The 25,511-nt window shown below is 55.5% G+C and carries 23 protein-coding genes; 14 read left to right on the top strand and 9 right to left on the bottom strand.

Annotation, left to right across the window (positions count from 1 at the left end; all coding sequences use genetic code 11):
• Positions 1-157: 157 nt before the first annotated feature.
• Positions 158-661: a GNAT family N-acetyltransferase gene (locus ACI2J2_RS14620; protein ID WP_265556199.1), complete on the top strand. Its 504-nt coding sequence runs from the start codon at positions 158-160 to the stop codon at positions 659-661.
• 48 nt (positions 662-709) lie between these two features.
• Here the strand turns inward: ACI2J2_RS14620 and ACI2J2_RS14615 are convergent, their stop codons facing one another.
• On the bottom strand, positions 710-1,714 hold the full coding sequence (locus tag ACI2J2_RS14615; RefSeq protein WP_404760338.1) for an acyltransferase: 1,005 nt from the start codon (positions 1,712-1,714) through the stop codon (positions 710-712).
• Positions 1,715-2,066: 352 nt separating this feature from the next.
• Between ACI2J2_RS14615 and ACI2J2_RS14610 the strand changes: the two genes are divergently transcribed.
• Positions 2,067-3,674, top strand: a complete 1,608-nt coding sequence (locus ACI2J2_RS14610) for a GMC family oxidoreductase (RefSeq protein ID WP_404760337.1) — start codon at positions 2,067-2,069, stop codon at positions 3,672-3,674.
• 24 nt (positions 3,675-3,698) lie between these two features.
• On the opposite strand, the gene miaE is transcribed toward ACI2J2_RS14610, so the two are convergent.
• Together miaE and rraB are read right to left on the bottom strand one after the other, a co-directional pair.
• Positions 3,699-4,463: a tRNA isopentenyl-2-thiomethyl-A-37 hydroxylase MiaE gene (miaE, locus tag ACI2J2_RS14605; RefSeq protein WP_404760336.1), complete on the bottom strand. Its 765-nt coding sequence runs from the start codon at positions 4,461-4,463 to the stop codon at positions 3,699-3,701.
• A gap of 55 nt (positions 4,464-4,518) precedes the next feature.
• Positions 4,519-4,947, bottom strand: a complete 429-nt coding sequence (gene rraB / locus ACI2J2_RS14600; protein WP_209634505.1) for a ribonuclease E inhibitor RraB — start codon at positions 4,945-4,947, stop codon at positions 4,519-4,521.
• Between the two features lie 163 nt (positions 4,948-5,110).
• On the opposite strand from rraB, the gene argF (ACI2J2_RS14595) reads away from it, so the two are divergent.
• From argF (ACI2J2_RS14595) to ACI2J2_RS14565, 7 genes are all read left to right on the top strand, one after another.
• Positions 5,111-6,130 (top strand): ornithine carbamoyltransferase, encoded by a 1,020-nt coding sequence (argF, locus tag ACI2J2_RS14595; RefSeq protein WP_404760335.1) that lies wholly within the window; start codon positions 5,111-5,113, stop codon positions 6,128-6,130.
• A gap of 602 nt (positions 6,131-6,732) precedes the next feature.
• Positions 6,733-7,953 carry an arginine deiminase gene (arcA, locus tag ACI2J2_RS14590; RefSeq protein WP_209634502.1) on the top strand — a complete coding sequence of 407 codons (1,221 nt, stop codon included), beginning with the start codon at positions 6,733-6,735 and terminating at the stop codon, positions 7,951-7,953.
• A 21-nt stretch (positions 7,954-7,974) separates the two neighbouring features.
• Positions 7,975-8,889: a carbamate kinase gene (locus ACI2J2_RS14585; RefSeq protein WP_404760334.1), complete on the top strand. Its 915-nt coding sequence runs from the start codon at positions 7,975-7,977 to the stop codon at positions 8,887-8,889.
• An 18-nt stretch (positions 8,890-8,907) separates the two neighbouring features.
• Positions 8,908-9,912, top strand: coding sequence for an ornithine carbamoyltransferase (argF, locus tag ACI2J2_RS14580; RefSeq protein WP_209634499.1), 1,005 nt, complete (start codon positions 8,908-8,910; stop codon positions 9,910-9,912).
• A 90-nt stretch (positions 9,913-10,002) separates the two neighbouring features.
• A complete protein-coding gene (gene arcD / locus ACI2J2_RS14575) occupies positions 10,003-11,433 on the top strand; it encodes an arginine-ornithine antiporter (RefSeq protein WP_265556205.1) in 1,431 nt (476 codons plus the stop codon).
• Between the two features lie 61 nt (positions 11,434-11,494).
• Positions 11,495-11,986, top strand: a complete 492-nt coding sequence (locus tag ACI2J2_RS14570) for an arginine repressor (protein ID WP_209634494.1) — start codon at positions 11,495-11,497, stop codon at positions 11,984-11,986.
• Between the two features lie 355 nt (positions 11,987-12,341).
• Positions 12,342-13,910 (top strand): ABC transporter substrate-binding protein, encoded by a 1,569-nt coding sequence (locus tag ACI2J2_RS14565; RefSeq protein ID WP_404760333.1) that lies wholly within the window; start codon positions 12,342-12,344, stop codon positions 13,908-13,910.
• Here the strand turns inward: ACI2J2_RS14565 and ACI2J2_RS14560 are convergent.
• The 6 genes from ACI2J2_RS14560 to ACI2J2_RS14535 all read right to left on the bottom strand — a co-directional run bounded on the left by ACI2J2_RS14560 (position 13,889) and on the right by ACI2J2_RS14535 (position 19,800).
• A complete protein-coding gene (locus tag ACI2J2_RS14560) occupies positions 13,889-14,503 on the bottom strand; it encodes a 2-dehydro-3-deoxy-6-phosphogalactonate aldolase (RefSeq protein ID WP_209634490.1) in 615 nt (204 codons plus the stop codon). The genes ACI2J2_RS14565 and ACI2J2_RS14560 overlap by 22 nt on opposite strands.
• Positions 14,490-15,401, bottom strand: a complete 912-nt coding sequence (locus ACI2J2_RS14555) for a 2-dehydro-3-deoxygalactonokinase (protein ID WP_209634488.1) — start codon at positions 15,399-15,401, stop codon at positions 14,490-14,492. The genes ACI2J2_RS14560 and ACI2J2_RS14555 overlap by 14 nt, the downstream gene beginning before the upstream one ends.
• A 15-nt stretch (positions 15,402-15,416) precedes the next feature.
• Positions 15,417-16,907, bottom strand: coding sequence for a sodium:solute symporter family protein (locus ACI2J2_RS14550; protein WP_209634485.1), 1,491 nt, complete (start codon positions 16,905-16,907; stop codon positions 15,417-15,419).
• A 135-nt stretch (positions 16,908-17,042) separates the two neighbouring features.
• A complete protein-coding gene (locus tag ACI2J2_RS14545) occupies positions 17,043-17,441 on the bottom strand; it encodes a RidA family protein (RefSeq protein ID WP_209634482.1) in 399 nt (132 codons plus the stop codon).
• Positions 17,438-18,898, bottom strand: coding sequence for an amidohydrolase family protein (locus ACI2J2_RS14540; RefSeq protein WP_404760332.1), 1,461 nt, complete (start codon positions 18,896-18,898; stop codon positions 17,438-17,440). Before ACI2J2_RS14540 ends, ACI2J2_RS14545 begins: the two co-directional genes overlap by 4 nt.
• A 38-nt stretch (positions 18,899-18,936) precedes the next feature.
• The gene (locus ACI2J2_RS14535; RefSeq protein WP_209634476.1) at positions 18,937-19,800 is read right to left on the bottom strand and encodes a MurR/RpiR family transcriptional regulator; all 864 of its coding nucleotides are present in this window, start codon (positions 19,798-19,800) and stop codon (positions 18,937-18,939) included.
• 192 nt (positions 19,801-19,992) lie between these two features.
• On the opposite strand from ACI2J2_RS14535, the gene ACI2J2_RS14530 reads away from it, so the two are divergent.
• The 5 genes from ACI2J2_RS14530 to pyrB all read left to right on the top strand — a co-directional run bounded on the left by ACI2J2_RS14530 (position 19,993) and on the right by pyrB (position 25,499).
• Positions 19,993-21,234, top strand: coding sequence for an amino acid deaminase (locus ACI2J2_RS14530; protein ID WP_404760331.1), 1,242 nt, complete (start codon positions 19,993-19,995; stop codon positions 21,232-21,234).
• 19 nt (positions 21,235-21,253) lie between these two features.
• Positions 21,254-22,042, top strand: a complete 789-nt coding sequence (locus ACI2J2_RS14525) for an ABC transporter ATP-binding protein (RefSeq protein WP_404760330.1) — start codon at positions 21,254-21,256, stop codon at positions 22,040-22,042.
• Between the two features lie 129 nt (positions 22,043-22,171).
• The gene (locus ACI2J2_RS14520; RefSeq protein WP_209634467.1) at positions 22,172-23,128 is read left to right on the top strand and encodes an ABC transporter substrate-binding protein; all 957 of its coding nucleotides are present in this window, start codon (positions 22,172-22,174) and stop codon (positions 23,126-23,128) included.
• Positions 23,128-24,132 (top strand): FecCD family ABC transporter permease, encoded by a 1,005-nt coding sequence (locus ACI2J2_RS14515; protein ID WP_404760329.1) that lies wholly within the window; start codon positions 23,128-23,130, stop codon positions 24,130-24,132. The genes ACI2J2_RS14520 and ACI2J2_RS14515 overlap by 1 nt, the downstream gene beginning before the upstream one ends.
• A gap of 431 nt (positions 24,133-24,563) precedes the next feature.
• A complete protein-coding gene (pyrB, locus tag ACI2J2_RS14510; RefSeq protein WP_209634462.1) occupies positions 24,564-25,499 on the top strand; it encodes an aspartate carbamoyltransferase in 936 nt (311 codons plus the stop codon).
• Positions 25,500-25,511: the final 12 nt, after the last annotated feature.

Here is a 25,511-nt window from a genome sequence, read left to right as displayed (position 1 = left end):
GAGTAAGTAACTGGGGTGAGCGAGTGCAGGTAACAACGCTGCAACTTGAAAGATGACGGGTATATTAATGCTGCATGGACGCCGCTGGAAAATAACCCCAGCGCGTTTTGTGTTGCGATAAAAACGAATGTGGTTCCCTTTAATGGCGAGTGTAAACATGACAACAGCAACCCCAGTACGTCTTCTGGTGCGCCCAATAACGGCTGACGACAATGCCGCTATTGCTAATGTCATTCGCGAAGTCTCCGCCGAGCACGGTCTGACAGCGGACAAAGGCTATACCGTTTCCGATCCCAATCTGGACGTCTTATATCAGCTCTACAGCCTGCCACGCAGCGCGTATTGGGTGATAGAAGTCGATGGCCGGATTGCCGGCGGCGGCGGTGTTGCGCCACTGCAAGGCGGTGAAGACGATATTTGCGAATTACAGAAAATGTATTTCCTGCCGCTGTTACGCGGCCAGGGCCTGGCAAAACGCCTGGCGCTGCAAGCACTGGAGTTCGCCCGTCAACAGGGCTTCCGCTGTTGTTATTTAGAAACCACCGCCAGCCTGACGCAGGCCATTGGCCTGTACGAGCATCTGGGCTTTGAGCACATTGACCACGCCATGGGCACCACCGGTCACGTCGACTGCGAAGTCACCATGCTGAAGACGCTATAGTCTTGCTTCTGCGCTCGTGGTAATCACGGGCGCAGCATGCAGCGCCCCCTACTGGGCTCCCACCCTCTGCGTCTTCCTGCCCTTCACTGCCACTTCAATACGGCTGAGTACCACACTCGTCAGGTACGACACCCCAATCAACAACAGCAAAATCAGCGGCGTATAGCGCGGCGCAAAAATCAGCTTTTGGGCGAAGTAATAGCAGTAGAAGCTGTGGGTCAGCCACATGTACATCGAATGCTTGCCCAGCTCGCCCATGACCCGGTTCACCGTGCTGCCCAGACCGTCTGCGGTGTTCATCAGCGCGATAATAAACAATGGCGTCACCAACAGCAGCCCTGGGTTATGGGCAACGATAAACACCGCCACCGTCACCATCAGCAGGATCAGCGGATGGGTGCGGCTCAGGGTGACAATCAGCTTCGCCAGCCACGAGTCCTCCGGCATCTGCTTGCTGCGGCCAAACACCATGCCAAAGCCGAAAGGCAACAGCCAGGTACAATATTCGATTAATACCTCCGGTGCCCAGGCGACATATTGCAGCCCCTTGCCGCACACCGCCGCCAGTACCAGCAGCCCCAATAGCGGGTAGGTATTTAGCCGCGACAACAGCGGCAGAGAAAGCACGTACAAAACGTAAAGTTTGAAGAACCACCACTCGCTGTTATACGTGGATTTTAAGCCGATCAGGTTTTCGAAAAACAGCGACAGTGAGTGGGAATATCTTTCGCCAGGAAAGAAAAAAAGGCCAATCGGCACAAAGATAAAAAACACTATCCAGTAACTGATATATAAGTTTTTCAGCTTTCCCCAACTATATTTAAACGTGACTTCTTTTTTAAGCGAGAATCCGTAACCGGATAAAAACAGGAACATCGACACGCAAATCTTACCGAACAGGCCAAGGTACATCTCAATGTCGACACTGTTAACAATATGATAGACGGGGATATCCGGGCTAATTCGGAGAGGGTAGGCAAACAGGTGATGGACCAACATCAAAATGATGGCAATCCCTTTTAAATAATTAGACTTATTAATCGAAATGTCCATATTTCTTAATATCTTATCCAACCATAGAGTGATTCATCATATAGCAGCATTTTTGCGCTGGCATCCTCTTTCCTAATCGGATAAGTCTCATATTTGATATTCCGTTTAGAAACAATGCACCGAATATTTATAACAGCGTACTTTTCCCCACGTGCATTCCGTCACCCTGTAAAACCGAAAAATTATTAATATGAATAATTAATTTATTAACCATACAAATCAATAACATGATTAATGTTAAAAACATTTTATGTGATATTCATTAATAAATTAACGATGATAAATTGACCTGCCGCCCGCTTGCGCTACTCTGCCAGAACAGGCTAATGCCGCAATCGCACAGGGAGCAGTCATGTCGGAAAACGCTTTTGATTACATCATTGTCGGCGCTGGTTCTGCCGGCTGCGTACTGGCAGCACAGTTAATCCGCCGTACTCAAGCGCGGGTGCTACTGCTGGAGGCCGGTGGCGACGACAATAATTTATTCATCAAGATGCCGGCCGGCGTCGCGAAGATTATCGCCAAAAAGAGCTGGCCGTATGAGACCGAACCGGAGCCACATGCCAACAACCGGCGTATGCAAATCGCCCAGGGCAAAGTGTTGGGCGGCAGCAGTTCGGTCAACGGCATGATCTACATCCGCGGTCAGCGGCAAGATTATGACGAATGGGCCGAACGCTACGGCTGCGTTGGCTGGGGGTATCAAGACGTACTGCCCTACTTTAAACGCGCCGAGGCCAACGAAAGCCTGTCCGGTGCCTATCACGGGGGCGGTGGGCTGCTGCCGGTCAGCGAGAACCGCTACCGTCACCCGCTCAGCATGGCGTTTATCCGCGCGGGCCAAGAGCTGGACCTGCCCTATCGCAACGATTTCAACGGCGACAGCCAGCACGGCGTCGGCTTCTACCAAACCACCACCCACAACGGCGAACGCGCCAGCACAGCACGTACCTACTTGAAAGCGGTACACAACGAGCAACGCTTGGTCGTGAAGCTCAATGCGCTGGTACACCGCGTGGTGTTCGACAACAACGTCGCCACCGGGGTGGTGTATAGCCAAAATGGCGGCGCAGAAGTCACCGCGCATGCGACGAAAGAAGTGATCCTCAGCGCTGGCGCAGTAGGATCGCCGAAGATCCTGATGCTGTCCGGCATTGGGCCACGCGAACATCTGCAGCAGTTGGGCATCGAACCGCGCGCGGATCTGCCGGTGGGCAAGAACTTCCACGACCATCTGCACATGTCGATCAACGTCAGTACCCGCGACCCCATCAGCCTGTACGGCGCCGATCGCGGCCTGCAAGCATTGCGCCACGGCACCGAATGGCTGGCCTTCCGCAGCGGTGTCCTGAGCTCCAACGTGCTGGAAGGCGCAGCCTTCACCGACAGCCAGGGCGACGGCCGACCGGACGTGCAGATCCACTTTTTGCCGATGCTCGACAGCTGGGACGACGTGCCCGGCGAGCCGCTGCCCAATATCCACGGCTTCACGCTGAAAGTCGGCTACCTGCAACCCAAAGCACGCGGCGAAGTTCTGCTGCGCAGCCGCGACCCGCGCGATCCGGTGAAGCTGCATGCCAACTACCTCGGGCACCCGGAAGACCTGGCCGGCAGCGTGCGCGCAGTGAAATTTGGCCTGAGTTTCCTGCAAACGGCAGCCCTCAAGCCGCTGATCAAAGATCTGCTGATGCCGCAGCCGGCGTGGTTGAACGACGAAAGGCAGTTGGAAGAGTTTGTGCGCAACTTCTGCAAAACGGTGTACCACCCGGTGGGCAGCTGCCGCATGGGGCAATCCCCGCAGGATTCGGTAACTGATTTACACCTGCGGGTGCATGGTTTTGAACGACTGCGCGTGATCGACTGTTCGGTAATGCCACAGGTGACCAGCGGCAATACCAATGCACCGACCATTATGTTGGCAGAAAAAGCGGTGGATTTACTGCTGGGCGCACCGGAATAAAAACCCATCACGGCGGCCCGGTTATCAGGCGATGGCCGGTACGCCGCTGTGGAAACGGAACTCGCTGTCCGGCGTTTGGATCAGCTCGGCTTCAATACGGCCAAAGTGAGCCACCCGTTCACTGATATCGCCACCGGCAATTTGCTCGGCCAACGTCAGGTAATCCTGATAGTGGCGCGCCTCGGAGCGCAGCAGCGAAACATAGAAGCGGTTTAATTCGTCGTCCAGATGCGGTGCCAGCCGGGCAAAACGCTCGCAGGAACGCGCTTCGATATAAGCACCACAAATCAGTTTGTCGATCAGCGTAGCGGGATCGTGGGTCCGAATCTCACGGATCATGCCTTTGGCATAACGGCTGGCGGTGATCTTCTTGTACGGGATCTGCCGCGCCAGCATGATCTCCAACACCTGTGAGAAGTGGTGTAACTCTTCTTTGATCAACAACACCATCTTGTCCGCCAGATCCTGGCCATAGGCCGATCCGTTTTTTGGCAGGATCTTACGGGTGAAGTTATTCTGCTGGAACAAGGCTTCCGGCACGCCCTGCGCTTCATGCAGAAACGCCTCATAAGGCCTGAGCAACGCCAACAGTGCGTCGCCGCTCTCCTTGTCAGCCACATAGCGGCGGATCAACCACATGCCGGTCTGCGCCGCTTTCAGCTCACACACCATATGGTCAGTCAGCAACAGCGGCAGGTTTTCCGGGCGGCGTGCGGCATCAATCCAGGCGTCCGGAGTTTCGCAACGCAGGAAGTGTAAAATGGGGGCTAACAGGGATTGGTATTTCATAGGCTTCAACGAAGAAAGAGGGGCTGGCACATACCGGCCCCCAGAGCAGAATTGATTAGTGGCGTTTACCGTCGTCGTCTTCGTCGATGAAGTCACCTTCTTCTTCGTCGTCGTCGCCTTCTTCGCCGTTGGGATCTTCAAAGTAGGTGCCCCAACCGTCGTAGTTAACGCCACAACGTGCTGCCAGCGCGACCAGTTGTTCTACCTGAGTGTCGATCAGCTCGGCGTTCAGGCCGATTTCGCTGATCACGTCACAGCACATCACCAGGGTACCGTCTTCCACTTCCAGCTCTTCGGCGTCGGTCACTTCGTAGCCCAGTTTGAAGGCTTCGACAGCGGCTTTCTCCAGCACTTCAAACTTTTCAGCAGAAAGGTGGTGTTCGATAGTGTAGAGCGCCTCTGGATCACTGCCGTCTTCCAGCAGTTCTTCGATGATCAGGCGGGTCTCTTCACGTTGTTCTTCTAGCTGTTCGCGGTTTGCCATGCCTATATCCTCAAGTCAAATGGCCTGTATTCCTTCTATTTTCACACACCGCTGGCATTGCTTCCACGATAAACGTGAAAGATTTCTATCTCGGGGTTGAAATTGAATATTCATACATATAAAGTGAATTTAAATTCAATTTAAGCGATAAGGATATACGGCAATGAGTAGCATAAACCCGTTCTACAAACGTCACTTCCTGAGGTTAATGGATTTCACCCCGGCGGAACTGCAGATGCTGTTGCAACTGTCGGCCGACTTGAAGCAGGCCAAGAAGCAAGGCAAGGAAACTCGCCACTTGCAGGGCAAAAACATCGCGCTCATCTTCGAAAAAGACTCGACCCGCACACGATGCTCTTTCGAAGTTGCCGCTTTCGATCAGGGCGCTCAGGTCACCTATCTCGGCCCCAGCGGCAGCCAGATCGGTCACAAAGAATCGATGAAAGACACCGCCCGCGTGCTGGGCCGCATGTACGACGGTATTCAATACCGCGGTTACGGTCAGCACCTGGTGGAAACCCTGGCGAATCATGCCGGCGTTCCGGTGTGGAACGGGCTGACCAATGAGTTTCACCCCACTCAGCTATTGGCGGATCTGCTCACGGTGCAAGAACACCTGCCGGGCAAGCCACTCAATGAGGTGAAGTTCGCCTACCTGGGCGATACCCGCAACAATATGGGCAATACCCTGCTGGAAGCTGCAGCATTGGCGGGCATGGATCTGCGCCTGGTGGCACCAAAGGCCTGTTGGCCACAGGCCGACCTGGTGGCAGAGTGCCAGGCGTTAGCGCAAAAGACCGGTGCCAAGATCACCCTGACTGAAGACATCGCCGAAGGGGTTAAAGACGCGGATTTCCTCTATACCGACGTATGGGTGTCGATGGGTGAGCCGAAAGAAACCTGGCAGGAACGTATCGCACTGCTCAAGCCGTATCAGGTCAACATGGCGATGGTGAAACTGACCGGCAACCCGCACGTCAAATTCCTGCACTGTCTGCCGGCATTTCACGACGACCAAACCACCCTCGGCAAACAGATGGCAGAACAATACGGGCTGCACGGCGGCATGGAAGTCACCGATGAAGTCTTCGAATCAGCGCACAGCGTGGTGTTCGATCAGGCCGAGAACCGTCTGCACACCATCAAAGCGGTGATGGTCGCCACCTTAAGCAAAACGTTTTAAGCATTACCCTCATCAGTGGGGTGGCTTTCTCGTCACCCCACGCCCAACCGATTAACTATTCCGCCCTCTCTGGGGGTATCGCAGATTTTTATGCACCTGACGTACATAATATCGCCCTCATTAAGCCAATGCCCTCCGCTAATGCTTTGTTTATTCTCTTGGAATAAAATAGAAGCCAGCCGCATCACAAAATAAAAAACCATCCTCTTTTACCGACCGGAATAAAAATTCAAAATAATGTGCACACATCAGAATATTAATAACCTGAAAATGCATAACTACGCCACACGACAAAGAAAAACCAATAATTACAACACATTAAGAAAGTCGCCTCTAAGGTCCCCTGACTTCCCCATGGATAATTAACGCGACAAATGGGTATTAATGCATTTTGGCAAATGAAATTTCCAATAAAACAATGACGTTAATCAATTGATAATCCTTTTCATTCACCTCGCCTTCTCAATGTGACATTCATCACAAAACAACCTAAGGCAATGTTTATTATCAGCGGCAACGGAACGGCACCCATTCTCAATAAATGAAATAACTCTTTATTTCGTTTTGTTCGATGTTACCTAAATCTGATAATAGGAAATGACATGGATAAGAATTATGTAGGTTCTGAAATAGGCCAGCTGCGCAGCGTTATGCTTCACCGACCTAATTTAAGTTTAAAGCGATTAACCCCATCAAACTGTCAGGAGTTATTATTCGACGACGTATTGTCCGTCGAACGCGCTGGTGCGGAACACGATATATTTGCGCAAACATTACGTGCACAGAATGTTGAGGTTTTACTGCTGACCGATCTGCTGACCGAAACCATGAGCATTCCCGCCGCCAAGCAGTGGTTGCTGTCGGCGCAGGTCTCTGACTTCCGCCTGGGGCCGTCGCTTGCCGCCGATATTCGCGGCTGGCTGGGCGATTTACCCGACCGCCAATTGGCGCGACATATGACCGGTGGCCTGACCTATGAGGAAGTGCCGGCCAGCTTCAGTAATATGGTGGTCGATACCCATCAGGGTACCGACTTTATTATGAAGCCATTACCTAATCATTTATTTACCCGCGATACCTCATGCTGGATATATAACGGCGTATCGATTAACCCCATGGCCAAACCCGCACGCCAGCGTGAAACAAATAACCTGCGCGCTATCTATAAATGGCACCCGTATTTTGCCAACGGCAATTTCACCACCTATTTTGGCGATGAGGAGCGTAATTACGATCATGCCACACTGGAAGGCGGCGACGTTTTGGTCATTGGTCGTGGCGCCGTATTAATCGGCATGTCGGAGCGTACTACGCCGCAAGGGGTCGAATTCCTGGCGCAGGCGCTGTTCAAATCCCATCAGGCTGAGCGGGTCATCGCGCTGGAATTGCCGAAGCACCGTTCCTGCATGCACCTGGACACCGTCATGACTCACATCAATCTGGATACCTTCTCGGTCTACCCGGAAGTGGTGCGTAAAGAAGCGCAGTGCTGGACGTTAACGCCTGACGGCAAAGGGGGTTTGCATCGCCAACAGGAAAAACACTTCCTGACCGCCATTGAACGCGCACTGGGTATCAGCCAGGTGCAGCTCATCACCACTGGCGGCGACAGCTTTGAGGCCGAGCGCGAACAGTGGAATGACGCCAACAACGTTCTCACCATCCGGCCTGGCGTGGTCGTCGGCTACGAACGCAACACCTGGACCAACGAAAAATACGACAAAGCTGGCATCACCGTCCTGCCGATCCCCGGCGATGAGCTGGGCCGTGGCCGCGGTGGCGCACGCTGTATGAGCTGCCCGCTGGAACGCGACGCCATCTGACCCCCCAACGGAGTAAACATCATGACTAAACCCACAGTGGTGATTGCCCTGGGTGGGAACGCCCTGCTGCGCCGCGGAGAACCGCTTGAAGCGGATATCCAACGCCGTAACGTTCTGCTCGCCAGCCGCCAAATTGCGGCACTGACCGAAAGCTGGAACGTCGTGCTGGTGCACGGCAACGGCCCGCAGGTTGGTTTGCTGGCACTGCAAAATAGCGCCTATCCACAAGTTGCCCCCTACCCGCTGGACGTACTCGGGGCGGAAAGCCAAGGCATGATCGGCTACCTGCTGCTGCAGGCGCTGAAAAACTGCCTGCCAAAACAACAGATCAGCGCCCTGCTAACCCAAGTGGAGGTCGACCCCGACGACAGTGCGTTCGGCAACCCCAGCAAATACATCGGGCCGGTCTATGACCAGAAAAGTGCACTGGCGCTGAGCCTGAAGAAAGGCTGGACGATCAAGCCGGACGGGCAATACTTCCGCCGCGTCGTGCCGTCCCCCAAGCCGCTCAACATCATCGAGGCGGACGCGATTAACACCCTGATTGCGCAGGGGCATCTGGTGATCTGCGCCGGTGGGGGTGGCATTCCGGTGTTACGCCGCGACGGCCACCTGGAGGGTATCGAGGCCGTGATCGATAAAGATCTGTCCGCCGCGTTCCTGGCAGAGCAGATCAAAGCCGATGCGCTGCTGATCCTTACCGATGCCGACGCGGTGTACCTCGGCTGGGGTACGCCACAACAGCGCGCTCTGGACAAGGCAACGCCAGACGATCTGGCCGGTATCGCCTTCGACGCGGGTTCGATGGGGCCGAAGATCTCGGCCGCCAGCCATTTTGTGCGCTACGCCCAGGGCATCGCCGGCATCGGCGCGCTACAGGATGCCACCCGTATCCTGGCCGGTGAAAAAGGCACGTTAATTACGCCAACGCTTTGAACAGAGAGGAACACGATTATGAGCATTAACTTACGTCACCGTCATTTCCTGAAACTGCTGGATTTCAGCAGCGATGAGATCCAACACCTGATCGATCTGGCCTTCACGCTGAAAAAAGCCAAATACGGCAATGTAGAAAAGCAGCAACTGCGCGGCAAAAACATCGCGCTAATTTTCGAGAAAACCTCCACCCGTACCCGCTGTTCATTTGAAGTCGCGGCGTTCGATCAGGGTGCTCAGGTGACCTATCTCGGCCCAAGCGGTTCCCAGATTGGCCATAAAGAGTCGATGAAAGACACCGCTCGGGTATTGGGCCGCATGTATGACGGCATCGAGTACCGGGGTTTCGGGCAGTCTATCGTAGAAGAGCTGGCCGAGTTTGCCGGGGTGCCGGTATGGAATGGCCTGACCGACGAATTCCACCCGACGCAAATCCTGGCTGACTTGATGACCATGCTGGAACATGCGCCAGGCAAAAGCCTCGATCAGATCTCGTTCGCCTACCTCGGTGACGCGCGTAATAACATGGGTAACTCGCTGATGGTGGGCGCAGCAAAAATGGGCATGGATATCCGCCTGGTTGCGCCGAAGGCCTTTTGGCCGGACGAAGCCTTGCTGGCGCAGTGCGCAGACATCGCCCGCGATACCGGTGCGCATATCACCGTAACCGACCAGGTTGAGGAAGGCGTGAAAGGCGTCGATTTCCTCTATACCGACGTGTGGGTATCAATGGGTGAACCGAAAGAAGCCTGGGCAGAACGTGTCAGCCTGATGCAGCCTTACCAGATCAATGCTGCAGTGCTGAAAGCCACCGGTAACCCGCAGGTTAAATTCATGCACTGTCTGCCAGCCTTCCACAACGAGCAGACCAAAGTAGGCAAGGAAATTGAACTCGCCTATGGCCTGAAAGGGCTGGAAGTCACGGATGACGTGTTCGAGTCGGCCCACTCCATTGTGTTCGATGAAGCGGAAAACCGCATGCACACCATCAAGGCCGTGATGGTCGCCACCCTCGGCGACTGATTGACGACGCGGCGGTATCGTCTGCCGCCGCGTCCTCTCTCCCTCTGAATCATTATTTTCCTGCTGCCCTGCGCAGCTGGAGGAACCCTCATGTCTGAAAAAAAACTGGGACTGGTAGCCCTGATTGCGCTGGTCATCGGATCCATGGTGGGCGGCGGCGTGTTCAGCCTGCCGCAAAACTTCGCTTCCGTCGCTTCGCCAGGCGCATTGCTGATTGGCTGGCTGATCACCGCAGTGGGGATGATCTGCCTGGCATTAATTTATCAGAACCTAAGCGCCCGCTGCCCACAGCTAGAGGGCGGTATTTACAGCTACGCTCGCGCGGGATTTGGCGATTTTATTGGCTTCCAATCCGCCTGGGGCTACTGGTTCTCGGCCTGGTTGGGGAACGTCTCTTATGCGGTGCTGCTGTTCAGTGCCCTCAGCTTCTTCTTCCCGGTGTTCGGCCTGGGCAATAATTGGCAATCGATCCTCGGCGCATCCATCGTTTTATGGCTGGTGCACGCGCTGGTACTGCGCGGCGTGCAGGAAGCGGCGATGATCAATACCGTGCTAACGGTGGTCAAAGTGCTGGTGTTGTTGGTGTTTATTGTGGCGGTCGTGATCGCCTTCCGCATCGGCATTTTTACCGCAGATTTCTGGGGCCGCATGATGGTGATCGACGGCAGCCATCCCGCGCTGTTTGATCAGGTCAAAAACACCATGCTGGTCACCACCTGGGTATTTATCGGTATTGAGGGCGCCACGGTCGTCTCCGCCCGCGCCGCCAGGCGCGCTGACATCGGCAAAGCGACGGTGATAGGTCTGCTGGGTTGTCTGGTGATTTATATTCTGGTCAGCGTGTTGTCGATGGGCGTGCTCGATCAGGCAACGTTGAACGGATTAAAAAACCCGTCAATGGCCGGGGTGCTGGAGTCCGTGGTCGGTATCTGGGGGGCACGCTTCGTCGCCGCCGGCGTGATTTTGTCGGTTGCCGGTGCGCTGCTTGCCTGGACGCTGTTCGCCGCAGAGCTGCCGTTTGTCGCAGCCAAAGACGGCATGTTCCCGCAGGTATTCACCAAAACCAACGCCAATGGATCACCAGCGGTGTCGCTGTGGATCACCAACGGCCTGATACAGCTCTTTTTGTTGCTGACATTGGTCTACAGCGCGGGCTATCAGGCGCTGTTCTCCATCGCGACTGCCGCTATCCTCCCCCCTTATTTGTTCAGCGCCGCCTATGGCTTGAAGCTGGCGATCACCGGTGAAAGCTACCAACCGGGTGAAACGCGTACCCGCGATCTGATCCTCGGGCTGATAGGCACCGTCTACGGTTTCTGGCTGTGCTATGCCGCCGGTAGCCAGATGCTGCTGACTTCATTGTTGTTTGTCCCTGGTTTGCTGGTTTTCCTCTGGCATCAAAAAAACCAGCATGCAGAGCGGTTATTGAAGGGTTATGAAGCGCTCATTGCCGTTCTTTTGGTCATTGTCGCCCTTATTACCCTTTATATGATTGCGACGGGTCATATCACCCTCGGTTAACCCATCTTCATTGCATTGATTTATATAGAGTTGTCACTCATTTTTAAACCAAGGCAACATAATGGCGAATAAAACAGAAACCCTGTGGGAGAAAGAACAACGGAAACTGGCCCTGTGCCGCAAGCTGGTCGTGAGCCAACGCTATTCATCACAGGAGGAGATCCGCAGTGAAATGATACGAGGGGGTTATACGGGCATCAGCCAGTCGACCGTTTCCCGCCTGCTGAAAGCGCTGGGAGTCATGAAGGTGCAAAATGCCAAAGGGAAAAAGGTCTATTCCCTTAATGCACTGCATCATCCGGCCCCCTGTATCAGCGAACCCCTGTCAGCCATGCTGATTGATGTCGAGCATAACGACAATTTTGTGCTGATCCACATGAATTCCGGCTATGCAAAAGCCATGGCGCGGATCATCGATCTTTGCGCCTGGCCCGCCGTATTGGGTGTTATCGCCAGCAGTAATGTGGTGTGGGTAGCACCGCGTGATACGCGCTATGTCGCGCAGCTGCACCAGCGCCTGAAGGCGCTGTTGGAAAACGTCCCTCTTCTTTAGCCAACCTTCCAAGCCCTCTTCATGAGGGCATTTTGCTAAATGGGTATCGACCCGCCTTTTTCCCTGCTTACTGTTATAACGGGCGCAGCATGCAGCGCCCCTACGCCAGGCACCGGTGAAGGTTTTGCCAGCAGTCTCACACCCTCTGCATGAGGGCTTTATTTTCTGTCGCGGTGGGCGGAGGATGGCTCGGCGTCCTATAGTGCTTTTGGACATATCAAATAGCCGATTGACCTTTGTCAGTCGCCGACAAAGATTTTAACGTGGCATCCTGGCGGTGAAAACGCCGTGAAAAACAATGATAACAATGCGTTCCAGACACCGGAGACCACGGTGCATTCAAGGGAAAACATCAATGAAAGCCAAAGTTCTGCCGCTATTCGTCCTCGCAGCCCTGTCTACCCCCGCACTGGCTGCAACCCCACCCAACACGCTCGTGGTGGTGCAATCGCTGGACGATATTGTCAGCCTCGATCCGGCGGAAGCCAACGAATTATCCAGCATCCAGACCGTACCCAGCTTGTATCAGCGGTTGGTACAGGCGGATCGCGATGACCCGGCAAAAGTCGTGCCCGTACTGGCAGAAAGCTGGAAGGGCGATGCCGCAGCGAAAACGCTGACGGTCAAACTGCGCCCGCAGGCGGTGTTCGCCTCCGGCAACCCGCTCACTGCCGACGATGTGATCTTTTCCTACCGCCGCGCCGTGAAGATGAATAAGTCACCGGCATTTATCCTTAACGTACTCGGCTGGCAGCCGGACAACATCGACGCGCAGCTCAAGAAAATCGACGACCACAGTCTGCAACTGAGCTGGACGGCAAACGTAAGCCCGGCGGTGGCGCTGAACATTCTCTCCACGCCGATCGCCTCGATCGTCGACAGCAAGGCGGTGCAGCCTAACGCCAAAGACGGTGACTACGGCAACGCCTGGCTAAAAATGCACTCCGCCGGCAGCGGGCCTTTCAAAATGCGCGTCTACCAACCCCATCAGGCCATTGTGCTGGACGCCAACCCGACGTCACCGGGCAGTAAGCCATTGCTGAAAAGCATCATCATTAAAAGCGTGCCGGACTCCGCCACCCGCCGCCTGTTGATCCAGCAAGGTGACGCCGACGTGGCACGTGAGCTTGGCCCAGACCAGACCGTCGCATTAAAGAATCAAGCGGGCGTGAAGGTGCTGGAGATCCCCTCAGCCGAGCAGAACTATCTGGTATTCAATACCGGCAATACCGCTAACCCGTTGCTGAAAAACCCGGCCTTCTGGGAAGCGGCGCGTTACCTCATCGACTATCAGGGCATCACCAACGATTTACTGAAGGGCCAATATTTTGTTCATCAGAGCTTCCTGCCCGTCGGGTTGCCGGGTGCACTGAAAGAGAACCCGTTCAGCTTCGATCCGGCAAAAGCCAAGGCGATCCTGGCCAAGGCCGGTATCACCCAGGCTTCTCTGACGCTGGACGTAGAGAACAAACCGCCGTTTATTACCATCGCGCAGGCGTTGCAGGCCAGCTTTGCCGAAGGCGGCGTGAAGGTAGAACTGTTGCCGGCGGCTGGCAGCCAGGTCTATTCACGTGTCAGAGCCAGACAGCATCAAGCCGCGATCCGTTTGTGGATCCCGGATTATTTCGATGCCCACTCCAACGCCAGCGCCTTCGCCTATAACGACGGCAAGACCAGCACGGTCGCAGGCCTCAACGGTTGGCAGATCCCACAGCTGAACCAGCAGACGCTGGCGGCAGTTGCCGAAGCCGATCCGGCCAAACGCACCGCGCTATACACCGCCATGCAGCAGGAACTGCAGCGCAGCTCGCCGTATGTCTTTATCGATCAGGCGAAAACCGAAGTGGTGCTGCGCGATAACGTCAAAGGCTATCAGCAAGGTCTGAACGCCGATATGGTCTACTACGATCGCGTCAGCAAGTAAGCCGCGGCAAAACGCCGGGCCTGATGCCGGGTAACATCCGGCGTTTGGCCCGCGCGATACAGATCCGATCCCAACCCGGCGCCGCTGCAACCGGCAGCCAGATAGTCCGCCAGATTTTCCGGCGTAATGCCGCCAACGGCATACAGCGACGTACCTTTAGGTAATACGCTGGCCAACGCCCCGATGTAGCTCACGCCCAGCACGCTCGCCGGGAAGACTTTCACGGTATCGGCCCCCGCCGCCAGCGCGGCAAACATCTCGCTCGGCGTCATCGCCCCGATGCAGGTCATCAGCCCCGCCGCTTTGGCACGGCGGATCAACCCCGGATCGGTATTGGGCGTCACCATCAGCGACGCGCCGCTGGCGATCAGCGCGTCCAGCTTTTCGTCATCCACCACCGTTCCGGCACCAATCTGTGCACGCCCACCGTAGTGTTGCTGCAGCAGTTGCACGCTTTGGCGCCAGTCGGGCGAGTTGGTCGGCACTTCTATCATGTCAAACCCGGCCTCAAGCAGGGCAGCTGCGTGCTCCAGTACCTCGGGCGGCGTAATGCCACGCAAAATAGCCACCAGCGGTAATTTACAAGGCTGCATAAATCCTCCCGAATCCGTTCAACATGGCGACCTGCGCCTCAACAACCACTGCCTTTTGCTCAGCGATGCGACACGCGGCCAGGTAATGCGTCACCAACGGAGTGTCCCCCACCAGCGCTAACAGTTCGCTCTGCGGCCAACGCCGCGCCAGCTGTGCCAATTCGTCACCTATCAGCACACCGGATAACCAGGACGCCACGCTCGCCGCCGGCAGATACCCTAAAACCCGTCGCGAACGCGCGTAGAACAGGCGATTCAACAGGCTGCCTTCCCCACGCAGCGACGCCAGCACGCCGTCGGCGAATGCCTGAGGATCGCTCTCGCCTTCCGGTAGCCCCTGCCCCAACAGGCTATGCTGGAGCAGCAACTGATACATCTCGCCGGTGATGGCGGTCGAGAATTCCGCTATCCACGCCCCCTGCGGCGTAATCACGGGTTTCACCCACTTGCTGTGCGTGCCGGGGAACAGATAAACGTCCGCCTGCTGGCAAGCCAGCGCCCCCAACAGTTGCACCTCTTCACCGCGCATCACGTTAGCGCGTTCCTCTTCTGGCAACGCCAACCCTGGGCGCAGCCACACCGCGCTGCGCAACGAGGAGGGCACCGCAATGCAACCGGCGGCGATCGCCGTTACCGGCAGTGGCAGCTTTTGATAACCGCTGTCCAACCAGCCGCGATCGCTGCCGATCATGCCGGCCATCAGCACCGGAATTTGTCGCGCCTCGATCCAGGCCCGCCAGGGGGCCAGCAGCGCCATCAATACCTGGTCGTGGCTGCCCGGTTCAATGAACTTCACCCCCTGCGCCGTCTGCTGGTGCGCAACGCATTCACCGTTCTCTATCCGCCAGGCGCGCAGGTGGCTGGAGCCCCAGTCAATGGCGATATAATTTGCTGTCATGTTGCTTTCCTGGCCTTAAACGTTGCGGTTAGCGGTGGCATTTTTACCCAGCGGTACCTTGACCGTTGGGCGGCTCTCCCGCTCGCGGGTGATCATGTCCAGTGCCTGTTCGCGGCTCATTTTGTTGGCCGGTGTCACCAGCGTGACCACCACCGCCCCGATCAGGCTGAACAGCACCGACGGGAAACAAGGATTGCCCCAGAACGCCAGCCAGTGGCTGTTCATCAACACGGCCATCGAGGTTGCCGCCCCGGCGATCAGCGCCGCCAGTGCGCCCTGCCAGTTAAAGCGGATCCAGAATCGGCCCAGAATCGAGCAAATAAACAGGCCGGACATGATCATCGAGATCATCTTGGTGATGTAGCTAATGATGTCGTTGGAGGTCAGGGCAAACACCAGCGCCAGCGCAATCACCAGCACCAGGAAGATCCGCGACAGCCGAATCGCCTTGTCTTCCGCCGGCATATGCCCGGTAAACAGCGTGTAGAGGTCGCGCAGGATAATCGACACCCCGGCGATGGCGTCCGAGCTGCCTGAAGACATGTTCGCCGACATACCGGCCACCAGGATCACCATCGCCACCGCGTGCGGCAGCACCTGGGTGCCGTACAGGAAGGCAAAGCCGCTGTTTTCCAGATTGGGATCCATGGTCCACACCGCCATGCCGATGATTGCCGGCAGGAAGGAGAAGAACAGGTAAAGCACGCCGGTAATAGTGAATGACTGACGCACCGAGGAGACGGTTTTGGCCGAGTAAATCCGTTGACGGTAAGAGGGCGTCGCCAATACGCCCACGGCGATCACCAGTGCCAACGAGAACGCCGGCAGCATGCCCAGTTTATCGATGGCAAACAGGCTTTGCGCCGCCGGATCCACCGCGTGCTGGATGCTTGACCAGCCGCCGACGTGCTGCACCGCCAACACCGCCATCAAAATAAAGCCGAGGAACAACACAATAGATTGCACCGTGTCGATCCACACCACCGCAGAATAACCGCCGATTCCGACATACACCACAAAGGCCAGGGCAATAATCACTTTAGCCACATTAATATCAATGCCGCTGGCCCAGGCCAAATATAAACCGCCCCCTAAAATATGCGCACCCAGCCAACCAATAGACGCAATGAATATTAATAGGGCAACGACGTTTTTTATTATTTTACTGCCGCCGGTATAATAAGATATCTCTTCGCTCATGGTCATAAAACGCATTTTTCTGACCGGTGCAAACAGCCAGGCCACCAAGAGTATTCCCACCGCGCCACCAATGCCGTACAGCATGCCGGCCCATCCGTTGGCGTAGCCAAAGCCCACTGCACCTACGCTGGAGCCGGTACCGACCATAGTGCCCACCGTCGAACCGAGCGTCAGGATCATCGGCAGGGAACGACCGCCCAATAAAAAGTCATCGCCGTTTTTTTGATTGCGTGAAACGTACCAGCCAAGCGTAATCATGGCCAGGGCATATAGAGCAAACCAGATAAGGAAGGATAAATTATTCATGTCTCACATCCAGTTAGTGTTGGGTAGCAGTAAAATAAGAAAAATAAAATAGCGTTATGCCGCCCGAATTAAATCAGGCGTTTATTATTAAGGGTGGTTTAACCACCCTATACAGTTTTATATTTTAGAAAGGACTTATCGGGTAATACGTGCTGCGTTATAACAGGTAATATCAACTTCGACTTTGCAATCCACCACCAGATCGGCAACCGCACAAATACGTGCCGGTGGGTGAGCGGCAAAGAATTCGCGGAACACTTTATTGAATGACTGGAAATAACGCGCATCGGTCAGAATGACCTTCACGTGCACCACATCTTCCAGGCCGTATCCCGCTTCCGCCATAATATCCAGACAGTTTTGGATCGCCAGGCGGGACTGCTCAATAATCCCCCCCTCCACCACTTCGCCGTCTTTCATCGGCGTTTGGCCAGAAATGTACAACCAGCCGCCGGCTTCTACCGCGCGGGAAAACGGCAAGTGTTGCCCGCCGGTTCCGGTGCCACCGTCAATGCCGTATCTTTTAATCGTCATACCTTGCTCCTGTCTATTTTGTTGCCCTCGCGGCACAAAAACCGCCCGGCGCGCAGGCCGGTCACGGCCTGATGTTCGTAACTCAGTACGCCATTCACCCACACCGCGTCGATTCCGGCAGCGGGTTGCCGAGGGTTGCTGAACGTCGCGCTGTCTTTCACTTTTAACGCATCAAACAATACCAGATCGGCGTAATACCCTGTTTTGATCAGCCCACGCTGCGGCAACTGATAACGCGCCGCGGACATGCCACTCATTTTGTGCACCGCCACGGTCAGGGGGAATAACCCTTCGTCACGGCTGTAATGGCCAAGTACCCGCGGGAACGCGCCCCACAAGCGCGGATGTGGCATAGGATCGTTCGGCAGGCCATCCGAGCCCACCATCGTCACCGGGTAGCTCAACACGCGGCGCACATCCTGTTCGTCCATGTTGTAGTAAATCGCGCCCGCCGGCATCAACTGCTTGCCGGCATCATGCAGGCTCATCGACCAGGTACCGGCGATATCCCGCAATGATTGCCCCGCCATCTCCGGGTGTGGCTCTGACCAGGTAATGACAATATCGAATTCATCGGTGATCTGCTTTAAGTCCAGTGTGGACGAGCTGGCGGAATAGGGGTAGCAATCGCAGGAGACATCCTGCGTTTGGCGCACCTTGTCGAACAGCTTTAGCGTTTCCTGCGTACGGCCCCAGTTTTTGGCCCCGGCGCATTTATGGTGCGAAATTACCACCGGCACTCGGCCATGGCGCCCAATGTGGAATGCTTCCTCCATTGCGTCGAGTATGGGTTCAAACTCCGAACGCAGGTGGGTGGTATAAATGCCCTGCTCGCCCGCCAGTTCTTCCGCCAGCGCCATCACCTCTTCCGTGGGTGCCGAGAACGCCGTGGCGTAGGCCAGGCCGGTGCTCAGACCCAAGGCGCCCTGCCGCAGCGCGGTGCGCAGTTGCTCGCGCATCGCGGCGATCTCTTCGGCACTGGCCGGGCGGAACAGGTCATCCATCTGATTGCTGCGCAGCGTCGTATGCCCAATCAGCGTCGCCACATTTACCGCTGGCGTCACCGCCTCGACCTGCTGACGGTAGGCGGCAATCGTCGGATAAACGAAGTGCGCTTTTTCGCCCAACAAGTTCATCGGGTCGGGTACGCTGGTTTTGATTACCGCCCCGGCAGCGCTGATGCCGCAGTTGCCGACAATCACCGTGGTCACGCCCTGCGAAATCTTCGGCAGCATCTCGGGCATACGGATCACGTTGGTGTCATCGTGGGTATGCACGTCAATAAATCCCGGAGACAACACCCGGCCTCGCCCGTCGATCACCACCTCGGCGTCGGCGTCGAGGGCAGGCGCAATCGCCGCTATCCGATCGTCTTTTACCGCCACATCGGCGCGATATTGCGGCCCGCCGCTGCCGTCGATCACCGTGACATTTTTAATCAGATACTGATACCGCATGAATCATCATCCTTCCGTTAGTGTCTTGGCTCACCGACTCAGTCCCCCAGCGGCTGGCGATCTGCCCCTCCGCGGTGGCTGTCCAGCGCCAGCTTGATGCGACGCAGCCGGTCACGAGACTGGCGCTTGTTCGCCATGGCCAGCGCCGTCGCCAGCACATCGACCATCGCTAACATGGCATAGCGCGACGTGCTGGGTTTGTAGATGTAATCATTTTCCCGCACCACCAGCGCCAGCAACACATCAGCCTGCGCCGCCAGCGGCGTTCCCGCTGGGGTAATCGCCACCACTTTGGCCCCGTACTGGCGCGCAATGGCTGCGCTTTCGACCATTTCCTGCGTGTAGCCGCCCAATGACAACGCCACAACCACATCTTGCTTCGTCACCGCCGCAGCCATCATCCGCACCAGCAGACCGTCGCTTTGCGCGGTCACAGGTAAACCAAGGCGGAACAGACGATGCTGGACCTCTGCAGCGCAAATGGTTGAACCGCCTCCCATGCCTAGCGCCAGAATGTGTCGCGCATCGCCTAACCACCCCACCGCCTTGGCCAGCGCAGGCTCATCAATCGTCCGACGATTAATATTCAGGACATTGATGATGGTTTCATAAATCCCCTGGATCCCTTCAAGATCAGGCTCCTCATGAATGAACCGCTGCCCCACCGCCAACGACTGCGCCAGTTTGACCTTAAGATCGCGTACGTCTCGACACCCCAAGGTTTTGGCAAAACGCGTGATCGACGCCTGACTGACGCCGGCCTGTCGGGCCAGTTCGGCAATCGGCAACGCGGTCACCGCCTCTGCATCGTCCAGAATGAATTGCGCGATGCGTTTTTCGGTGCTGCTCAGCTCAATAAAACGCTCTGTAATACGCGAGATAATGTCGATATCAACACCCATCGCTTCACCTCATAGTGGTTAAATTTTGTCATTTACAATGCAAGAAAACAGTGGAAGACTACACAAAAAACAGTTCAAAAAATGATACTTTGTACCCTAATATCGATAATAAATATTAAAAATACAGTTAAATCAAAGCAATTAATCAAGATACCTAATTTCAAAAAGATAGAACACCCAAAGGATAATGTTATGAAATACCAAAACGATTTCACCGTTACCCACAAAGCCGCCGTGATGCGCAGTGACCCGACTGCGCCAGCGAACCTGCTGAATGAAGATGTCTGCCTGCCGGCCGCCGTGATTAAGCTCAGCAGCCTGGAAAACAATATCGCCTGGATGCAACACTATGCCGACGCCCGCGGCGTCTCGCTGGCGCCGCACGGGAAAACCACCATGACACCCTGGATCTTCCAGCGCCAGGTGGCTCAGGGCGCCTGGGCCGTTGGCGTCGGTTCCGCCTGGCAGGCAAAGGTAGCGATGGAAGCCGGTGTGCCACGGGTGCTGATGGCTAACCAATTGGTTGGCAAGGCCAACATGCGCTTGATAGCCGAACTGAAAGCGCAGCATCCCGCGACAATGTTCTTTTGCTGCGTCGACAGCCTAAGCAATGCACAAAGCCTCTCGGCATTTTTCAGCCAGCAGGGGCAAACGCTGGATGTTCTGTTGGAATTGGGCGTCCCTGGCGGCCGCTGCGGTTGCCGCAACGTGGCGCAAGCGGAGCAACTGGCGCAGGAGATCGCCAGGCTGCCGGGGTTACGACTGCACGGTATCGAGCTGTATGAAGGCGTGATGCACGGCGACGATGCCCAGCGCAAAATCGAACAGTTTCTGCGTGACGCTGCCGGCTTGCTGCGTGAACTGCACCGGCAAGGTGTATTTGGCGGTGAAGAAGCGATCCTCACCGGGGCCGGCTCTTCCTGGTATGACGTGGTCTGTAGCGTCTGGAGCCAAGAGACGCTGCCAGCAAACTGCCGTCTGGTGATTCGCCCCGGCTGTTACATCACCCACGATCGGGGGATTTACCAAGACGCGCAAAATGCCGTGTTAGCCCGTGACAGCTACGCCTGCGACCTGGCAGGAGAGTTAACCTCAGCGCTGGAACTGATTGCGCTGGTCCAGTCTGTACCGGAACCCGGCAGGATTATCGTCAATTTCGGCAAACGGGATGCGGCCTTCGACGCCGGCTTGCCACAGCCGATCGCCCATTACCGTAGCGGTGTTCAGCAACAGAGCGACGTCCAACGCCTGACAACCCAGGGGATTATGGATCAGCACGCCATGCTGAGCTGTCCGGCAACGTTCCCGGTACAGGTCGGTGATATTCTGGTGTTCGCCACCTCACACCCCTGCCTGACCTTCGATAAATGGAAAACGCTATTTTTGATTGATGATGATTACAATATCATCGAAACCATAGAGACGTTTTTCTGATAACGGAAAAGGATATCTGATGAATAACCTGCCCACCGACAGTCTCTTGTCGGTGCAGAATCTCTCCCTGGCAAGTCCAGGGAAGCCACCGCGGATTCATGGCGTCACCTTTGCCCTTCAGCAAGATGAATCCGTCACCATTATCGGCCCAAACGGCAGTGGAAAATCCACGTTATTACGGCTGCTTACCGGTGAGCTAAAACCGAGTGGCGGTGAAATATGCTTTCAGGGAACGCCCTTATCCACCATCAAGCCGCATCAACGTGCCCGTTCTATCGCTTTGCTTAGCCAGCACGATAATGCCGATTTACGGCTTAAGGTTAACGAGTATGTGGCCCTGGGTCGGTTACCCTGGCAGGCCGATAGCCTGCCATCTGAGCATCTACGCATTGTGGCAAAAGCGATGGATGACGTGGGCCTCCACTCCCTGCAACATGTGCCGTTGGGCAATCTTTCGGGTGGCGAACGCCAGCGTGCCGGATTCGCCCGGGTATTGGCGCAGCAGCCGATGCTGCTCTTACTCGATGAACCCACCAACCATCTCGATCCGCTAGCCCGCCACCAACTGCTGTCGCTGATTCATAAAAAAAAGATAGCCACGTTAAAAGTGCTGCATGATCTGGAGTTGGTACAGCCCTTTTCAGACCAGGTCATCATGATGAATCAAGGGAAAATCGTTTGCCATGGCAGCCCTGATGCCGTGCTGGAGTCGGTGCACCTGCAACAGGTGTTTGGGATGAAATCCCTGCAAGCCCGCCATCCTGAAACCGGCAAAGCCCTGCGCTTCTTCGAGGCATTGCCGACATAAACCCGCTTAAATCCCAACAATCGACGGTTGTTTGATCTAACTACATTTGTCATATGAATTATTCAGGTATGTTGCCCCCGTATCCAACGAGCCGGGTGACTGACTTCGGTTTTTGAATCTGGAGTCGATGTGAAAAAGTTAACCCTCGCCACATTACTGGCATTAACTGCAGGAAGCGCCGGCGCTTCTGGTTTCCCTGTCACGGTGGACAACTGTGGTCAGCCACTGACCTTTACCCAAGCCCCACAGCGCGCCGTTATTCAAGACATTAATATGTCGCAAATGGCGTTTGCCCTGCGGCTGCAGCCGGCGATGGTTGGCGTGACGGGGATCTCCGGCTGGTATAAAAATATTCCTGAATTCACGCAACAGCAGGGGGCGATCCCTGAACTGGCGCCGAAATACCCAACGATCGAAAACCTGCTCGCCGTGAGTCCTGACCTGTTCTTTGCAGGCTGGAATTATGGTCTGCGTGGTGACGTTACCCCGCAAGCGCTGGCAAAATTCAATGTCAAAACGCTGGTGCTGAGTGAAAGCTGCATCCACGTCGACAAGCATCGCCCACGCGCCAGTATGGATTTGTTATACGGAGACATCATTAGACTCGGTAAAGTATTTGGTAAACAGGAAGATGCGGAAACACTGGTCAATGGCTGGCAGAAACAGGTGGAAGGTATCCATCGCAAAATTGCGACGCAAAAACCGATAAAGGTATTTCTTTATGATTCCGGTGAAGAAAAGCCCTATACCAGTGGGCCTTACGCCATGCCGACGGCAATTATTGAAGCCGCTGGGGCAAAGAATGTGATGGAAACCCTGAACACCAGTTGGACGACCACCAATTGGGAAAGTGTCGCGGCGATGGAACCTGAATTTATCATTCTGGTGGATTACCAATCAGAGGCATCCAGCGATACCGACGCACGGCAGCTTTTCCTTGAACAACATCCCCTGATGAAAAAAACACTGGCGGTTATTCACCACCGTTATTTGAAATTAAAATATCAGGAACTGACGCCGGGGCCGGCCAATATTGAAGCCATCCATAAACTGGCTCACGCTCTTTATCCCGCCGCCTTCAGCTAATGTCGGAAAAAAACCGTTTTAGGCTGGCATGGGCAGTCGCCCCACTGCTATTGGCAGGGCTCATCCTCGGCAATATCGTGCAAGGCAGTGTGCCACTCTCTTTTTCTCAGGTGATGACCGCGCTGGGTATCACCCAGGGTGATGTGCCGCCAATGATTAAAAGCATTGTGCTGGAACTGCGTTTGCCACGAACGCTGCTGGGTTTACTGGCAGGAGCCGGATTGGCACTGGTCGGCGCACTCTTGCAAACCACTACCCGCAACGATCTGGCCGATCCTTTTCTGTTCGGCCTTTCCTCGGGCGCCTCTGCCGGCGTGGTGCTGGTGATTACCCGTCTCGGTAATAGCCTGGGGGCGTGGGCTTTACCCGTTTCCTCTTTTGTTGGCGGAATACTCTCCGCCGCGGTCGTGATGCTTATTTTCATGACCCAATCGCAGAAAGGCACCGAGAAACTGATCATCTGCGGCCTCGCGGTCTCTTTTTTATTCGGGGCCTTCACCAATTATCTGGTTTTTTCCGGCGATCAACGAACAGCCGGCAGCGTACTCTTCTGGACACTGGGCGGGCTGGGTCTGGCCCGTTGGGATAATTTGATTTTTGCCTTGATCGCGCTGCTGTTACTGGTGGTATTGATTACATTACGCTGGCGATCGCTGGATGCTTTACTGGCGGGTGAACAGACTGCCGGCACGCTGGGCATCAACACCAGCCGATTACGCATGGAAGTCTTTCTGTGTTGTTCGCTGGCGACCGCGTTACTGGTGGCATTAACCGGAGTGATTGGGTTTGTCGGCTTAATGGTTCCCCATCTGGCACGCCCCTTTACCGGCGTTCGTCACCGGCGCCTGCTGCCGTTGGTTGGCGTCATGGGAGCAATGTTACTCTCTGCCGGCGATCTGCTAAGCCGCGTCATTGCCTCGCCCCAAGAACTGCCCATCGGGATTATTACTGCCGGTCTTGGCGGGATTTTCGTGCTGGTTATTTTACTGCGGCGCACTCACTGATCCTTGATTTACAGGGCAGGTTCCTAAAAGCAACCAGCCAATCGATTGCGAAATGGCAAAAAATCGGCGTTTTAGCGCTTGCAGTGTCCAAAAGCGCGAGTATAATGCGCGACAATTTGCCAGGAGAAAGCATGAAAAACGACGTTTGTTTTGTTAGCCACAACCGACAAAACCGACTGCCAATCGGCAGCCAACTGCCGTTATTTCTCCTGTTGCTAAACCGATCGTTTCAAGCCCCTCATTGAGGGGCTTTTTTTTGCCTTAAAAAATCATGCCCGAGAGATTTCGGGGCGCAGCCAGAGGTAACCGCTTGAATCACCCTGCGCTTAGTCAGCTAAGTGACGGGGGAAAAGCGAGAAGCCAACACCGCTGCGGTTCGAAAGATGACGGGCATTCCCGCGCCACGGGCATGTGTCGAGAAGGAGTGAAAAATGGCCAATCCGCTGTATCACAAAAATATCATCTCTATTAACGATCTCAGCCGCGAGGATCTGGAGCTGGTGCTACGCACCGCCGCCAGCCTGAAATCCAATCCACAGCCTGAGCTGCTAAAGCACAAGGTCATTGCCAGCTGCTTCTTTGAAGCGTCAACCCGTACCCGCTTGTCGTTTGAAACCGCGATGCACCGCCTGGGGGCCTCGGTGGTTGGCTTTGCCGACGGCAGCAACACCTCACTCGGCAAGAAAGGCGAAACCCTGGCTGACACTATCTCGGTCATTGGCACCTACGTCGACGCCATCGTAATGCGCCACCCACAGGAAGGCGCTGCACGGCTGGCAACCGAATTCTCCGGCGGGATCCCGGTGCTCAACGCCGGTGACGGGGCCAACCAGCATCCGACGCAAACGCTGCTGGATCTGTTCACCATTCAGGAAACGCAGGGCCGCCTGAACAACATCAATATCGCTATGGTGGGTGACCTGAAATACGGACGTACCGTGCATTCACTGGCACAGGCGCTGGCTAAATTTGAAGGCAACCGCTTCTTCTTCATCGCCCCGGACGCGCTGGCCATGCCGACCTACATCCTGAAAATGCTGGAAGAAAAAGGCATCCAATACAGCCTGCACAGCAGTATCGAGGAAGTGGTGCCTGAACTGGATATTCTCTACATGACCCGGGTACAGAAAGAGCGCCTGGACCCTTCCGAATACGCTAACGTGAAAGCGCAGTTCGTCCTGCGTGCAGCGGATCTGGCAGACGCACGTACCCATCTCAAAGTCTTGCACCCGCTGCCGCGCATTGACGAGATCACTACCGACGTGGATAAAACACCCTACGCCTACTACTTCCAGCAGGCAGGCAACGGTATTTACGCGCGTCAGGCACTGTTGGCGCTGGTATTAAACGCAGATTTGGCTCTTTAAGGGGGAACCGTC

The organism is Serratia sp. NPDC087055 (assembly GCF_044900985.1).
GTDB lineage: Bacteria > Pseudomonadota > Gammaproteobacteria > Enterobacterales > Enterobacteriaceae > Serratia.
This window is presented reverse-complemented; position numbering and strand designations above follow the sequence as displayed.

Excerpts from the sequence above, each read along its gene's own strand:
- ACI2J2_RS14620 (WP_265556199.1), top strand. The coding sequence starts at position 158 with ATGACAACAGCAACCCCAGTACGTCTTCTGGTGCGCCCAATAACGGCT.
- ACI2J2_RS14615 (WP_404760338.1), bottom strand. The coding sequence starts at position 1,714 with ATGGACATTTCGATTAATAAGTCTAATTATTTAAAAGGGATTGCCATC.
- ACI2J2_RS14610 (WP_404760337.1), top strand. The coding sequence starts at position 2,067 with ATGTCGGAAAACGCTTTTGATTACATCATTGTCGGCGCTGGTTCTGCC.
- miaE (WP_404760336.1), bottom strand. The coding sequence starts at position 4,463 with ATGAAATACCAATCCCTGTTAGCCCCCATTTTACACTTCCTGCGTTGC.
- rraB (WP_209634505.1), bottom strand. The coding sequence starts at position 4,947 with ATGGCAAACCGCGAACAGCTAGAAGAACAACGTGAAGAGACCCGCCTG.
- argF (WP_404760335.1), top strand. The coding sequence starts at position 5,111 with ATGAGTAGCATAAACCCGTTCTACAAACGTCACTTCCTGAGGTTAATG.
- arcA (WP_209634502.1), top strand. The coding sequence starts at position 6,733 with ATGGATAAGAATTATGTAGGTTCTGAAATAGGCCAGCTGCGCAGCGTT.
- ACI2J2_RS14585 (WP_404760334.1), top strand. The coding sequence starts at position 7,975 with ATGACTAAACCCACAGTGGTGATTGCCCTGGGTGGGAACGCCCTGCTG.
- argF (WP_209634499.1), top strand. The coding sequence starts at position 8,908 with ATGAGCATTAACTTACGTCACCGTCATTTCCTGAAACTGCTGGATTTC.
- arcD (WP_265556205.1), top strand. The coding sequence starts at position 10,003 with ATGTCTGAAAAAAAACTGGGACTGGTAGCCCTGATTGCGCTGGTCATC.
- ACI2J2_RS14570 (WP_209634494.1), top strand. The coding sequence starts at position 11,495 with ATGGCGAATAAAACAGAAACCCTGTGGGAGAAAGAACAACGGAAACTG.
- ACI2J2_RS14565 (WP_404760333.1), top strand. The coding sequence starts at position 12,342 with ATGAAAGCCAAAGTTCTGCCGCTATTCGTCCTCGCAGCCCTGTCTACC.
- ACI2J2_RS14560 (WP_209634490.1), bottom strand. The coding sequence starts at position 14,503 with ATGCAGCCTTGTAAATTACCGCTGGTGGCTATTTTGCGTGGCATTACG.
- ACI2J2_RS14555 (WP_209634488.1), bottom strand. The coding sequence starts at position 15,401 with ATGACAGCAAATTATATCGCCATTGACTGGGGCTCCAGCCACCTGCGC.
- ACI2J2_RS14550 (WP_209634485.1), bottom strand. The coding sequence starts at position 16,907 with ATGAATAATTTATCCTTCCTTATCTGGTTTGCTCTATATGCCCTGGCC.
- ACI2J2_RS14545 (WP_209634482.1), bottom strand. The coding sequence starts at position 17,441 with ATGACGATTAAAAGATACGGCATTGACGGTGGCACCGGAACCGGCGGG.
- ACI2J2_RS14540 (WP_404760332.1), bottom strand. The coding sequence starts at position 18,898 with ATGCGGTATCAGTATCTGATTAAAAATGTCACGGTGATCGACGGCAGC.
- ACI2J2_RS14535 (WP_209634476.1), bottom strand. The coding sequence starts at position 19,800 with ATGGGTGTTGATATCGACATTATCTCGCGTATTACAGAGCGTTTTATT.
- ACI2J2_RS14530 (WP_404760331.1), top strand. The coding sequence starts at position 19,993 with ATGAAATACCAAAACGATTTCACCGTTACCCACAAAGCCGCCGTGATG.
- ACI2J2_RS14525 (WP_404760330.1), top strand. The coding sequence starts at position 21,254 with ATGAATAACCTGCCCACCGACAGTCTCTTGTCGGTGCAGAATCTCTCC.
- ACI2J2_RS14515 (WP_404760329.1), top strand. The coding sequence starts at position 23,128 with ATGTCGGAAAAAAACCGTTTTAGGCTGGCATGGGCAGTCGCCCCACTG.
- pyrB (WP_209634462.1), top strand. The coding sequence starts at position 24,564 with ATGGCCAATCCGCTGTATCACAAAAATATCATCTCTATTAACGATCTC.